The organism is Parasediminibacterium paludis, from assembly GCF_042651445.1.
GTDB lineage: Bacteria > Bacteroidota > Bacteroidia > Chitinophagales > Chitinophagaceae > Parasediminibacterium > Parasediminibacterium paludis.
Window position 1 is genome coordinate 120331 of sequence record NZ_JBHSDC010000027.1, and the last position, 14100, is coordinate 134430.

Annotated in this window: 8 protein-coding genes; 5 read left to right on the top strand and 3 right to left on the bottom strand. The window is 37.3% G+C overall.

The genetic code is table 11. The features are described 5' to 3' along the window. The first annotated feature begins 72 nt into the window (after window positions 1-72). Window positions 73-3363, top strand: a complete 3291-nt coding sequence (locus tag ACFOW1_RS13100) for a DUF2723 domain-containing protein (protein ID WP_379014840.1) — start codon at window positions 73-75, stop codon at window positions 3361-3363. Between the two features lie 155 nt (window positions 3364-3518). On the opposite strand, the gene ACFOW1_RS13105 is transcribed toward ACFOW1_RS13100, so the two are convergent. Beyond that, on the bottom strand, window positions 3519-3947 hold the full coding sequence (locus tag ACFOW1_RS13105; RefSeq protein WP_379014841.1) for an Hsp20/alpha crystallin family protein: 429 nt from the start codon (window positions 3945-3947) through the stop codon (window positions 3519-3521). A gap of 233 nt (window positions 3948-4180) precedes the next feature. On the opposite strand from ACFOW1_RS13105, the gene ACFOW1_RS13110 reads away from it, so the two are divergent. From ACFOW1_RS13110 to bshB1, 3 genes are all read left to right on the top strand, one after another. Next, a complete protein-coding gene (locus tag ACFOW1_RS13110; protein ID WP_379014843.1) occupies window positions 4181-4597 on the top strand; it encodes a BrxA/BrxB family bacilliredoxin in 417 nt (138 codons plus the stop codon). Window positions 4598-4727: 130 nt separating this feature from the next. Next, window positions 4728-6008: a prolipoprotein diacylglyceryl transferase gene (locus ACFOW1_RS13115; RefSeq protein WP_379014844.1), complete on the top strand. Its 1281-nt coding sequence runs from the start codon at window positions 4728-4730 to the stop codon at window positions 6006-6008. A gap of 41 nt (window positions 6009-6049) precedes the next feature. After that, window positions 6050-6778, top strand: coding sequence for a bacillithiol biosynthesis deacetylase BshB1 (bshB1, locus tag ACFOW1_RS13120; protein ID WP_379014846.1), 729 nt, complete (start codon window positions 6050-6052; stop codon window positions 6776-6778). Window positions 6779-6780: 2 nt separating this feature from the next. On the opposite strand, the gene ACFOW1_RS13125 is transcribed toward bshB1, so the two are convergent. Further along, entirely contained in the window at window positions 6781-10467 is a 3687-nt protein-coding gene (locus ACFOW1_RS13125) for a PKD domain-containing protein (RefSeq protein ID WP_379014847.1), read from the bottom strand. Window positions 10468-11008: 541 nt separating this feature from the next. On the opposite strand from ACFOW1_RS13125, the gene ACFOW1_RS13130 reads away from it, so the two are divergent. After that, complete coding sequence (locus ACFOW1_RS13130) at window positions 11009-11587, top strand: YdeI/OmpD-associated family protein (RefSeq protein ID WP_379014848.1); 579 nt, start codon at window positions 11009-11011, stop codon at window positions 11585-11587. Window positions 11588-11629: 42 nt separating this feature from the next. Here ACFOW1_RS13130 and ACFOW1_RS13135 read toward each other — a convergent pair whose 3' ends face one another. After that, window positions 11630-13978, bottom strand: coding sequence for a mechanosensitive ion channel family protein (locus ACFOW1_RS13135; protein WP_379014849.1), 2349 nt, complete (start codon window positions 13976-13978; stop codon window positions 11630-11632). Between the last annotated feature and the right edge of the window lie 122 nt (window positions 13979-14100).

Genomic DNA, 14100 nt, shown 5'->3' on the forward strand with positions numbered 1-14100 from the left:
TTTCAGTCTCAAATCCTAAATTTCAAACACCAATAATCCCTATGTTTGCGAACGTCTTTAAAAAAATAACGAATGAACTTTACCAAGATTAACAACCTAGTTGGTTGGGCTGTATGTTTATTAGCTTGCACGGTTTACATTTTAACATCAGAAGCTGGCGGCAGTTTTTGGGATTGTGGAGAATTTGTAAGTAGCTGTTTTAAAGTGCAAATTCCTCACCCGCCAGGGGCGCCTTTGTTTGTACTATTAGGTAGAATTTTTATTGTTTTATTTGGTGATGATCCAAATACTGCTGCAAAAGCCGTGAATATCATGAGTGCTTTAGCTAGTGGCTTTACCATCTTGTTTTTATTTTGGACAATCACCCATTTTGCTCGCAGAATAGTGAAGTTGGACGTTACTGAAAAGATGAGTAGCTATCAAATTTGGAGTGTCATGGGGGCTGGTGTAGTTGGAGCATTGGCATATACATTTAGTGATAGTTTTTGGTATAGCGCGGTTGAAGGTGAAGTATATGCAATGAGTTCATTTTTTACGGCGATTGTATTTTGGGCAATTTTAAAATGGGAACATGAAGCCGATAAGCCTGGCGCTGATAGATGGATTGTGTTGATTTTCTTTTTAATGGGCTTGTCAATAGGTGTACACTTATTAAACTTGTTAACTATTCCTGCCATAGTAATGGTATACTACTACAAAAGGCAATCAACTTTTAACTATGCAATTATCCGTAAATGGTTTCTTATCCTACTCGGTGTGGGAGGTTTTATTGCTTTAATAGGAGCAATTATAATTGCAAAAGGGGAAGAGAATCTTTTATTGCTTCGTAGCACTGAAATTCAACAACAATATGGTCAAGATGTAGAATTTTCAGATTCGACATTGGCTGGATTGGTACTATTAGGAGTAATTGTTGCTGGCGGCTTTTTATACTTTGTAGAAAGTATTAATAAAACTAAAAAAGCATTATATGGTGGTGTCTATATTTTCTTCATTATTGGCTGTGCTATTACAGGTATTGTACAAGTTGGTGTAATACAAACTAGTATTGGGTTGGCTGGTGGTTTTGATAGGGTATTTGTCAACAATTTTGGTTTACCATTTTTTAGCGGATTTACCACTTTCTTTATATTATTGGCGGTGCTAATATGGGCTGGCTTACGTTTCGCAACAAAAAAGGGTTGGGCCTATTTACGCTTGGGCTTATGGTGTTTCTCGTTCATGTTAATCGGCTACAGTACCTATTTAACCACCATGATTCGTAGTAATGCAGATCCTGCTGTAGATATGTACAATGTTGATAATCCAATGAGTTTGGTTGGGTATCTAGGTCGTGAACAATACGGTGATTTTCCTCTCATTTATGGTCAAAAATTCACTGCACAACCTGCTTCTTATAAGCAAGGCGCAATGAAATACCAAAAAGGAAAAGATAAGTATATAGAAATTGGGAAAGATTTTGGTTATGTGTATTTGCCAAAAGATAAAATGCCTTTTCCGCGTGTATGGGACGCAAGTAACGACCAAAACCATGCTGATTATTATGGCTATTTCTTAGATATTAATAAAAACAAAGATGGCACTTATGAACGTGCTCCTAATCAAGGTGATAACGTTAAGTTTTTTGTAGGTTATCAGTTTTACTGGATGTATTTCCGCTATTTCATGTGGAATTTTGCTGGTAAACAAGATGATGTACAAGGCTTATTTAATGGTAATGTTCGTGATGGTAACTGGATTTCTGGTATTGGGTTCATCGACAATTTTATTTATGGTGACCAAAGTTCCTTGCCTGATAGCATTAAAAATAATAAGTCTCACAATAAATTATTCTTATTGCCTTTCATCTTGGGTTTGATTGGGCTGTTCTATCAGTTTAAACAAAAAGGTGACGACGCATTTGTTAATTTCTTATTGTTCTTCTTTACTGGTTTTGCCATTGTTATTTACTTAAACCAAGCAGGTTATCAGCCACGTGAGCGTGATTATGCCTATGTAGGAAGTTTTTACGCCTTTGCCGTGTGGATTGGTATTGGTGTGTTAAAGGTGAGAGATTGGATAGCAAAAGCGGTATCTCAAACGACTGCAGCTTCTATTGCCACATTAGTATGTCTACTAGCTGTACCAGCAATCATGGCGCAACAAGAATGGGACGACCATGACAGAAGCAAAAAAGTATTGGCAAGAGATTTAGCAAAAGACTATTTAGAGAGTTGCGCACCAAATGCTATTTTAATGAGTTTTGGCGATAACGATACATATCCATTGTGGTATGCGCAAGAAGTAGAAGGTATAAGAAAGGATGTACGTGTAATAAACAATAGCTTATTAGGCATTGACTGGTATATTAATCAATTGCGCTATAAAGTAAATGAGAGTGATTCTATTGACGTGATTTGGAGCGCCGACCAAATTGAAGGTTCTAAAATGAACTATATTCGCTACAAGCCAAACCCAGCCATACCAGAAACCAAGTTCTATGATCTATTCGATATGATGAAAAATTATGTTGGCGGAAAAGTAGGGGCAGAAGACCAAGGTGATGGTAATGCCGAACCAACTTTCCCTGTGAGGAAAGTATCTGTACCAGTAGATAAATCAGTGGTTTTAGCAAATGGAACGGTTAATGCAAAAGATAGTGTTGTCAACGAATTGCAATTTGAAATTCCAAAAGGCGCATTGATGAAAAATGACCTTGCGGTATTAAATATTATTGCAGCTAATAAATGGAAGCGTCCGATTTATTTTACATCGCCTTACGGTGAATTGGGTTTTGGCAAATACTTACGTAAAGATGGTTTAAGTTACCGCTTGGTGCCTGTAGAAAACGATGAGTTTAATGCAGATTGGGCATTGGATAAGATGTTGAACAAATTTGCCTTTGGTAATGCAGACTTAAAAGGTGTGTATTATGATGAAGAAAATCGTCGTCATTTGAATACCATTCGCACCGCTTACGGTGAACTAGCAAGTTATTTAGCAGCCAAAGGCAGAAAAGAAGAAGCTAGAAAAGTGCTAAATAAAGTAGACAAAGGTATGTCTGAAGAAAACTTTGCATATGGTATGGTAAGCCGCGGAAATACACACAATAGATACAGTCTAATGTTCTTAAATGCTTGTTACATGGCTGAGGACAAAGCGTTAATTAAGAAAGTATCGGAGTCTGTAAAGAAAGATTTACAACAACAAATTAAATATTATAATAGTCTCGACGGCCGTAATGCAGACAATATGGGCGAAGAAAAACGCTATGCAGAAAGTTATCTAAATGCGCTCGACCAAATGGAAAAGCAATATGCACAACCTGCAAAAGCTGCTGTGCCAGAAGTGGGTACACCAATAATAAAAGATAGTAGCAAGTAAAAATATTGCTCATCAATAGTTAAACACCTCACAGATATGTTCTGTGAGGTGTTTTGGTTTTGTCATGTTTATTAAATTTCTTCAGTATAACACAAAAAAGCCACTCGTAGAAACAAGTGGCTCTAACCAAAACTAACTGCCTGTATATGAAAGCATTATAAAATTGCAATTTCTTTAGGTGCAATTTTCACTTCTTCTTTTTTAGGTAAATACAGTTTTAAGATACCATTTTCGTATTTCGCCTGAATAGCATCTGCATTTACTTTTTCATCCAAAGTAAAGCTGCGTTTAAAGCTTTTAAAACTAAATTCTCTACGTAAGGTTTTGTAGTCTTTGTTCTCTATTGTTTCTTTTTGTTCAAAAGCAATGGTGAGTAAATGATTATCAATGCTCACTTTAAAATCTTCTTTGTTTCTGCCAGGCACATTTAATTCTACATGGTAGCCGTCAGTTGTTTCATGGATATTTACTGCTGGCGCAAAGTTGTGTTGTACTTGGTCATTACCCCAATGTGCAGGAAAAGCATTAAATAATTCATCAAATAAGAAATTGATGCTAGCTGGATTTCTTTTTACGAGTGTCATAATTGTATGTTTTTTGTTTTTTTGAAATGATTGTTTTCTGTGGGTTAGTGAGTCAAATAGTGTTCCATTGGGCAAAAGTAGATTAAATTGGCGCCATTATGTCATTTTTAAGCTATACATAGTGCCATAACGACGCTTTCGATAGTCGAAAAAAGGCAAATTGACGTTTAGAACTTTCATCCAATGCGCATTTTTCTCTTATTTTTGCAGTATCAATTAAAAGAAGATTTATTATGTATCCAGCAGAAATAGTTTTACCAATGAAAGCCGAGTTAACTGACGGCGGATTTGAAGATTTAAGTACACCAGAATTAGTAAACGATACTTTAAAGCAAACAGGAACAACCTTACTAGTTGTGAATTCTGTTTGTGGTTGCGCAGCAGGTAGTTGCAGACCAGGCGTATTAATGGCTGTTCACAATGCCGCTAAAAAACCAGACCATTTAGCCACTGTATTTGCAGGTTTTGATGTTGCCGCTGTGAATCAAGTAAGACAACATTTATTACCTTATCCACCATCTTCTCCTGCTATTGCTTTGTTTAAAGATGGTACATTAGTAAGCATGGTAGAACGTCATCAAATTGAAGGTAGATCTGCACAAATGATTGCGCATCATTTAATTGCAGAGTTTGAAAAATATTGTAATTAAGCGCTTTTTTTTAGATGGGTTAGTTAGTAAATGGCCTCGTATATTTATGCGAGGCTTTTTTATTGAGGCTATTGGGTAAATTAACTAACATTGCACTTGCATTACCACTATTAAATATTATACAAGCATTATGTATCCCAATTTGTATTACGTATTCAAAGATTTTTTTGGTGCTGATTGGCGCGGTTTAAAACTGGTAAATTCTTTCGGATTCTTTGTAGCTATTGCTTTTTTAACTGCTGCTTATATTGTTACACAAGAGTTAAAACGCAAGCAACAACAAGGTTTGCTTGGCTATACCGAGGAAAAAATGATGGTTGGCGCACCCGCATCAGCATCCGAATTAATCATTAATTTTTTACTGGGCTTTATATTTGGCTTTAAAATTATCGGCGCCTTTATTATAACCGATGCTTTTAACGACCCGCAAGCTTTTATTTTATCTTCACAAGGTTTTTTACCTACAGGCATATTGATAGGCGGCTTATTTGCATGGCTTAAATGGCGTGAAAAAAATAAGGAAAAATTAGCCAAACCAGAACAACGCACCATCCGCATTTGGCCTCAAGATAGGGTAGGTGACTTGGTAATTTTTGCAGCAGTATTCGGGTTTTCTGGCGCTAAAGTGTTTCATAATTTAGAAAATTGGGATGAATTTATGAGAGACCCAATTGGTTCTCTGGTTTCATTTAGTGGGCTAACATTTTATGGTGGTTTAATTTGCGCAGGTTTAGCTATCGTGTTTTATGCACGTAAACATAAAATTGCTATCCCGCATTTAGCCGACGCATTTGCGCCAGCTTTAATGTTGGCCTATGCAATTGGTCGTATCGGCTGCCATGTAAGTGGTGATGGCGATTGGGGAATTTTAAATAGTGCTTTTGTAAATACCAATACTGGTGCAGTAGTACCCGCAAATCCAGGTCAGTTTAATACAATATTATTGGCCAATCAAAACTTTTATATTAACCAATTTAAAAGTCTAGAAGCTGTAAAACATATTAGTGTGCAACCTTTTTGGCATTTACCAAATTGGGTGTTTGCCTACAATTATCCGCATAACGTTATTAACGAAGGAGTAAAAATTATAGGGTGTGATGGTCAGTATTGCTCTCAATTACCACTTCCCGTTTTCCCTACTGCTTTTTACGAAGTAATTGCGTGTACGATACTCTTTGCAGTACTTTGGACTAGCCGTAAGCGGTTTAAATTACCTGGCCAAATGTTTGGTTTTTATTTTATTTTAAATGGTATGGAACGTTTTACCATCGAAAAGATTCGGGTTAATACCAAATACGAAGGTTTACCATTTCAACCCACACAAGCAGAACTTATTTCAACACTTTTGATTATAGCGGGTGTTGTGATTATGATTATTGCCAGTAAAAAAACTACAAAAGTGGCTGTTTAAAAACTTTCATAAATCTTAGTTCTATTTATTAAATACATGCTATGAAGTTGGATATTTTGGCTATTGGCGTACATCCAGATGATGTAGAATTAGGTTGTAGCGGTACCATTGCAAGCGCTGTTGCTGAGGGAAAGAAAGTTGGGATTGTAGATTTAACCCAAGGTGAATTAGGTACTAGGGGTACTGTAGATACGCGGTATGCAGAAGCTGCTACAGCAGCGAAAATTTTAGGGGTGGCAGTGAGAGACAATTTAAAAATGGCAGATGGCTTTTTTCAAAATGATGAAGCGCATCAAAGATTGGTAATTGCTGCAATTAGAAAATACCAACCAGACATCATTTTGTGCAACGCACCAGAAGATCGTCATCCAGATCATGGCCGTAGTGCTAAATTAGTATCGGATGCTGCTTTTTTAAGCGGATTGCGAAAAATTACAACGAATAGTGATGGGCTCATTCAAGAAGCTTGGCGACCAAAATACGTTTTCCATTATATTCAGGATAGGTTTATACAACCCTCATTTGTGGTGGATATTTCTGCTCATTTTGATACCAAGATTAATTCGATATTGGCTTATACTACCCAGTTTAATAGCCCAAGCACAGACGAACCCCAAACCTATATTTCTTCGCCACAATTTCTAGAAACAGTAAAAGCAAGAGCCATGATGCTTGGTAAAAGAATAGGTGTACAATATGCCGAAGGCTTTATATCTGAGAAAGTCATTGGTGTCAGCTCTTTTGATACATTTGTACAAAATGTGACGTAAAACTACCTAATAAGTACGCTAGTACCACTTAAGTTCACCACTTTCTTGGTATCTGTATCGGTATAGGTTAAGTACCAAACATAGGTACCCGAAGGTTGTAAAATACCATTAATTCTGCCATCCCATTTTTTCTGCCAATCTGTTGTTTCGAATACCACATTGCCCATGCGGTTAAATACTTTAAACAATAAATTTTCAGTTTTATAAGCATTGAGCGGCCCTAAATAATCATTTAAGCCATCGTTATTAGGCGTAAAGCCTGTAGGTACAGCAATATAACAAGATTTTAATACCATCACTTCGTTACTTGCCGTGCTAGAACAGCCTATATTATTCGTTACAGTTAATCGTATGGTATATTTGCGTTGTGTAACGGTCGTAGGTATCGGATAACTGATATTGGTTGGATTTTGTAAAGCACTACGTACGCCGCTTCCAAAATCCCAATCAAAACTCACTATTTTACCAGTACTTGTATTTGAAATCAACCAAGGTTCATTCGGACAAATATACTGCGGTACTTCAAAAATGGCTTGTACGGTATCAAAAGTGAGTGTAATAGGTGCTGAATACATATCGCTACAAGCGCCGTTACTCACAGTAAGTTGTATCGTAAAATTGCCTGCATTTGGAAATACCAAAGCGGGATTTTGTAATGTTGAGGTTCTCCCATCACTTATTGTCCAGTTCCATTGGTTTACACCATGTCTGCCGTCATGCGCAAATTGAATATTATCGTTGTTGCAACCAAGCGTTGTATTATAGGTAAATTGGGCATTTACTGTGTCTGAAGTAGTAAAAGTTAGGTTGCCACCTGCCAAGCTTTCTACACCACAATCATTAATTAATACATTGCCATCAGTACCTTTTTGTAAGTAAATAGCAAAAGCACCTGCGGTATACACAGGTTGCGAAAAATTAACCGTAATACTATTGGCAAGTCCGGCAGCATTGCAATTCCCAGCAGCACTGACGATGTTGATAGGAGATGTCCCAATGATATTGAAATCGCTACCGTCTGCTGCGATAGAACTACAGTCAATTGGTCCACTGAAATACAAAACCAGTTGTTGTGGTTTACAAGCTATTTTAACAACACTGTCTAATGTAGCAGGTAAATTGGCCTTTACAGTAACTGTTTTGGTTAATGAATCGGTACAGCCGATAGCATTGGCCACTATTAAGCGGATGGCATATTGGTTTTGCTGTGTAGATGTAGGGTAAGCAAATGGCAGTGGATTTTTAAGCGTACTACTTGTGCCATTACCAAAATCCCATTTGTAACTAGCTATTTTACCGGTACTATTGTTCATTATAGCCCAATTGTTAGTGGGGCAAATGGGTGTTGGAAAATCAAACATCGCTTTTACCGTATCAAATTGCTGCACAATGGTTTGCGTTGCTGTATCGTTACAAGTACCATTACTAACGATCAATTGCACATTTACCGTACTTGCATTTGGTACCACAATACTAGGATTCTGAACTGTAGCAGTCGCCGCCGCATTTCCAAAATTCCAATTCCATTGGTTGATATTGTTAAAGCCACTTTGGGTAAAATGAATGGTATTAGTTACGCAGCCGCTATCAATTTTAAACATAAACTTAGCCGAAACAGTATCTGCGGTTGTAAAACCAATGCTTGTGCCACTAGCTACAGTAATTCCGCAATCGTTTAGTAAAATATTGCCATCGCTACCTAATTTGGTGCTGATGGTATAATTACCACCAAGCTTAATAGGTTGCATTAAATTAAGCGTAATCAAGTTGGTAAGTCCCGTATTGTCGCAAATAGGGCTGGCACTCTTAATACTAATTGCACTTGGCCCACTAATGGCAAAGTCGCTACCATCTGCCGCCACGCTGCTACAGCTTACTGGATTGTTAAGTCTTACTGTAATACTTTGTGGGGCGCAAGTAGCTTTTATCACAGAGTCTAACACAACGGAAGGATTGCCTTTTACCTCAATCGCATGCACTGCTGTGTCTTTACAGCCTAGCGCATTGGTGACGATTAAGCTGATATTGTATACCTGCTTAGTGGTTTGTAGGGCGTAGGCAAATGGGGCTGGATTTTGAGCAGTACTGGTAGTGCCATTACCAAAATCCCAATGATAACTGGTAATATTACCCGTACTAGCATTGGTGATAGACCAACTATTAGTAGGACAAACACTAGCTGGTGTACTAAATACAGCTTTTACCGTATCAAATTTTTGTACCAATACACTGGTGTAAGAATTGGTACATACGCCATTGCTCACGGTAAGTTTAATGGTGGTACTGCCAGCGTTTGGCAAAACAAGATCAGTATTTTGAAGGGTAGAAGTACTACCATTACTAAAATTCCAAAGCCAGCTATTGGTGCCATTATTACCATTGTGTTTAAAATGAACGGTATTGTTTACACAGCCACTATCGATGGTATAAGTAAATGTTGCCGATACTGTATCTATTGTGGTAAAGGTTAATAGCGATCCAACTGGTGTTTCTTTATTACAATTGTTCACAATGGTATTGCCATCGGTGCCTTTTTTGAGACTAATGGTAAACAAGCCTGCAGTATTAATCGATTGCGCAAGACTTACCACAATGGTATTGGTAAGTCCATTTGCATTGCAGTTACCTGATGCCTTAACAATACTTATTGATGCTGGGCCACTGATGGCAAAATCGCTGCCATCTGGGGCAATAGAACTACAACGCACATAATCGCTTAAGGTAATGGTAATATCTTTTGGCGCACAAGCCGCTTTAGATAAGCTATCCATACTTGCTGGTAGGCCTGCTCTAACTACAAAACCAATGGTATCGCCCGCGGCTATCCCGTTATCGCAATTGTCGAGAATGGTATTGCCATCGCTACCTAGTTTAGCAGTAATATAAGCATATCCTGGTGGTAAAGGGTTGTTTAGTGTCAGTACAATAGAATCCATATCAAAACCGGTGGTACAATTAACACCCGTTGCACCTGTAATGCTTACCGAGCTATTGCTTATACTAAAATCACTACCATCAGGATCAACGCTTTTACATTTCATCAGCTTGTTTAGCTTGAGGCTGATGCTTTGGCCTGTACATGCTACCGTTGCATTTAACATTTTGGGGGTTACCGTATCAGTAATGCTAGACGTACCGCCACCAAATGAAAGCTTATAGCCCGCCTGTGAAATGGAAAAATTACTCACCATCATCAAATAATTGTGCCCTTGAATGAGGGTAGGCATAGAACTGATGTTAGGATAATTAGTGCCAGCACAGCTATTTTGTTTGCTACCCGTAGCGTTAGCGCCAGTTGGCCCTGTAATGCCACTCCAATTGCACGATACAAATAAGCTGGCATCTGTATAAACATCGCTAGGATTTTTGCCAGTTATGTCAAATATTTGCCAATCATAATCATCGCTATTATTATTAGGCTGAATTAAAAATCCCAAAGTGCCGCCTTTAAAGCAGGTAAACTTGTACCAAAAAGGGCGAACATCGGCGTAAGTACCTAGAGGGTCGTTACAAACAGGTACAGGTATGGTGGCGCCTGCGCAATTGGGTATGACGGTTTGGGTTAAAATAGTAGTACCACATACTGGGAAAGCAGTGCTAGGCGTTTGCCCAAGAACTGTACAGCCGTTTTGAGCATACATACTGCTAGCAAATAATAGTAAAACTATGGTGTATAAATACTTTGTCATAATGTTAAACTCAAAAATAGCCAAATGCAGCTTTTATACAACGCCCGATGATAGATTATTGATTGTAAAATGAAGAAAATTAACACAAATGATAGGGATAGACCATTAGCGGACATCTGACAAATAACTATTGAAACATCCCTACCCATTTCCTAAAAAACAATACCAAACGACCACCGTTTGGGTTCATGCCAACTTAATTGGGGCTAAACGGCCGCCGTTTTGGTTCATGCCAACTTACTTGGGGCTAAATGGCCGGCTTTTGGGTTCAGGAAAAATTACTTAGGGGCATTTGGCCGCCGTTTGACTTGATGTAAAATTACTTGAGGGTAAATGGCCGCCGTTTGGATTGATAAAAAGTCTTTGAGATAATATTGCCATTAAAGCATGACCTATTACTTCGCATTGCGACATCTTCACAGTATCTTATTTTAAACATTCTGCCTCAGAAACAGATAACAAGACAACTGATAGAGGCTATCAAAATTTTTTTTGTTGCGTGTTACACGAGCCATCTATATTTGACGTACAACATTACCAAATGAATACCCAAGTAAATTTCTTTTTTGATAAGCCCACCAAATGGCAGTCGGCTTATGTGGCATTGAGGGCAATTGTGCTTAGCTGTAATCTTACCGAAACGCTAAAATGGGGCTGCCCTTGCTACACACTTAACCATAACAATGTAGTATTGATTCATGGCTTTAAAGATTATTGTGCGCTACTATTTATGAAAGGCGCTTTGATAGAAGACAAATACGGCATGCTGATGAAGCAAACTGACAATGTGCAAGATAGGCGGCAACTGCGTTTTACAAGTCTTGAAGCAATTGAAGCACAAGCGGATCGCATTAAATGGTATATACAAGAAGCCATAAGTATAGAACAAAAAGGCTTAAAAGTAGCTTTTAAACCAACCGAAGCCTTTGCCATGCCCGATGAATTTAAAACGGCATTAGCACAAATGCCTGAATTGAAAACCTCTTTTGAGGCCTTAACTCCGGGTAGACAAAGAGGCTATTTGCTCTTTTTTTCTGCCGCCAAACAAGCCAAAACTAGATTGGCAAGAATAGACAAATATGTGCCTCAAATTTTAGCTGGCAAAGGGCTTGAAGATTAGCCAATTACCAGCCAAAATGTTTGTGAATACTAATTACCTTCATTATTCTTTCGTAAAAATGCCTTCTGCTTTAAGTGCTTCGTAAATACTAATCATGGCAATACTTCTTAATGTGCCAGCAGTAGATAAATCTGGCACCCAAAACATAATACTCATATCAACATTTTTCTCACCAAGCTCTTTAACAATAATTGATGGGGCAGGCACGTGCAAAATTTTATCATTTTTTGCAAGGGTATTTTCGATGATGGCTTTGGCATGCCCAATATTGCTCAAATAAGAAATGCCAATTGTAAATTCCACCCTTCTATTTCTGTTTTGTAAGGTCCAGTTGATAAGATGTTGCGATAACAAATCGCCATTTGGTATGATAATATCGGCTCCGTCACCACTTCTGATGGTACTACTTCTTACACCAATTTCTTTTACTACACCACTTTTGGTACCAACTTCAATTTGGTCGCCCACTTGTATGGGCTGTTCAAAAGCTAGTATAATACCAGATACTAAATTGTTAACGATGGTTTGCAAACCGAAGCCAATACCCACGCTTAAAGCGCCAATCATAATAGACAATTTATCAATAGGAATACCCGAAGCAGCAATGGCAATAAAAAAACCAATTGTCCAAATAGTGAGTCTAACCAATAAAATCATCGATCCAAGTGAACTGCGCTTACCAGATGTTTTTTCGATGCGTTGCCCAAATAAAAAATGGATAAATTTAGAAACGATCATAGAAATCCAAACGATAATAATAAATATAGCCACGTTTTGCAACGTAAAGTTTAGGCTACCAATGGTTCTACTTTCTGTAAAAAAGTTGATAATCGTCAATTTAATAAAATCATACAGTGTAATACTTCTAACAATACATAAAAGCCATAATAATATGGCAACTATCCAAACGTTTCTCTTGAATTTCACTTTGAGGTCTTCAAAATCAATATAGCTAGATAACTTACCATCTTTTTGGGCTTCTGCTTGCATATAAATACTTTCTAAAATCAAGGCGCAGAATATTTTTAGCGAAATGCCTAATACCAAGCTTTGGATGGCGGTTTCGCCCAATATTTTGGTAAGCGTTACCCTACCTAAAATATTACACACCAAAGAGCCGATGGCAAGTAATAAACTTATTGCTACTAATATTTTAGTAATAGGCGATTCTGGTAAGCCCATAAAATGTTTTTTCTTGAGTAACAAGGCAACAAAAACAATTATCAAAACAATGCTGCCCCAAAATAATAGCCATCTTTCGCCGTAGGCAGACTCTAAAAATACATCGTCTACAGCGTATAAGAGCCAAAGTGCCAAAATGGCTATCCACATTATTTTTGAGGATTGGGTTAGGTATTTTATCAATATAATCGTGAGAAAAATAGTTCTAAAAAATTCGCAGGTATGTAGAACTGACATGGTAGGATTGGCAAAAAAGAGTGGGGCATACATAAATAAACCAAATAGGCCAGCTACCCAAACATTTATTACATTAAAATGTAGGTTTTGGAGTACCAATATATTGTCTGCTTTCTTTTTAATTCTTGACAAGTTTAAATAATTCCATATGCCAAGAAGTACAAATAGCACTACAGATATGAGAATAGTTCCGATGTTTTTTTTGCAATAGCGGCTCAAGTTGTGACCAAGTCTTATTAAAGCATCGTTAGTGACAACTACAAGCGCTTTTTTATAACTTATAGGTGAAGCAGAAAATAAAGGCGCCTCTTCTTCAATCCACATAAGCCTTTTTTTAGCGGTTGTCATGTAGCCTAAATCCGATACAATATCATTCGCTTGTAACAGCGCCACCACCACTCTTTTTCGAAGAATATTAACATTCGTTAAAATGTTTTTTTGTATGGAATCCAATTTATAAGCTTCAAAACTTACATCATCCATTTGGTCTTGCAAAACCTGGTTAGGCATGGCAGTATGAATAACAGAATCATTTAGTATTTTGGCTAATGCTTTATTATTGGAGGATAATTTTATGCTATAATCTTCTAGTTGATGGTCAAATTCTGTTAAATCCTCTACAACGCCTTTTAGTACAATGGTTGTACTATTTAAACCTCTAAGATTCCAGCTGCTATTGCCACTTTCAAGCCTTGCTTTAAATTTTTTTAGTTGATTTTCAATACCTGGCAATGTGTCGATAATCTCATCCGTATTAATCTCTCGATCAATAAACGCATTATTTCTATCGATGGTTAAGGTATAAGCTGCAATTTTATTTATAAGATAAAAAACAACTGTATCTTGTTTGGCAGTTATCAATACCGAATCATGGGCAAATACTTTTTTCTTTTTTTGAGAAAAGCCAATTACTTGAATCAAACAAAAAAGTATCAACCAAATACTTCTTTTGAAAACTGAAGGATAATACATGTAGAGACTTTTTGGGGTAACAAAAAATGTAATGGCGCAAATTTAATAGCTATTGGGGCTAAGTCTGTTGAAACAATCCTTGCACGACCATTAAAAAGAAACATTGCATCGCTAGATAAATT

Coding starts and splice junctions, on each gene's coding strand:
- ACFOW1_RS13100 (WP_379014840.1), top strand. CDS start 73: ATGAACTTTACCAAGATTAACAACCTAGTTGGTTGGGCTGTATGTTTA.
- ACFOW1_RS13105 (WP_379014841.1), bottom strand. CDS start 3,947: ATGACACTCGTAAAAAGAAATCCAGCTAGCATCAATTTCTTATTTGAT.
- ACFOW1_RS13110 (WP_379014843.1), top strand. CDS start 4,181: ATGTATCCAGCAGAAATAGTTTTACCAATGAAAGCCGAGTTAACTGAC.
- ACFOW1_RS13115 (WP_379014844.1), top strand. CDS start 4,728: ATGTATCCCAATTTGTATTACGTATTCAAAGATTTTTTTGGTGCTGAT.
- bshB1 (WP_379014846.1), top strand. CDS start 6,050: ATGAAGTTGGATATTTTGGCTATTGGCGTACATCCAGATGATGTAGAA.
- ACFOW1_RS13125 (WP_379014847.1), bottom strand. CDS start 10,467: ATGACAAAGTATTTATACACCATAGTTTTACTATTATTTGCTAGCAGT.
- ACFOW1_RS13130 (WP_379014848.1), top strand. CDS start 11,009: ATGAATACCCAAGTAAATTTCTTTTTTGATAAGCCCACCAAATGGCAG.
- ACFOW1_RS13135 (WP_379014849.1), bottom strand. CDS start 13,978: ATGTATTATCCTTCAGTTTTCAAAAGAAGTATTTGGTTGATACTTTTT.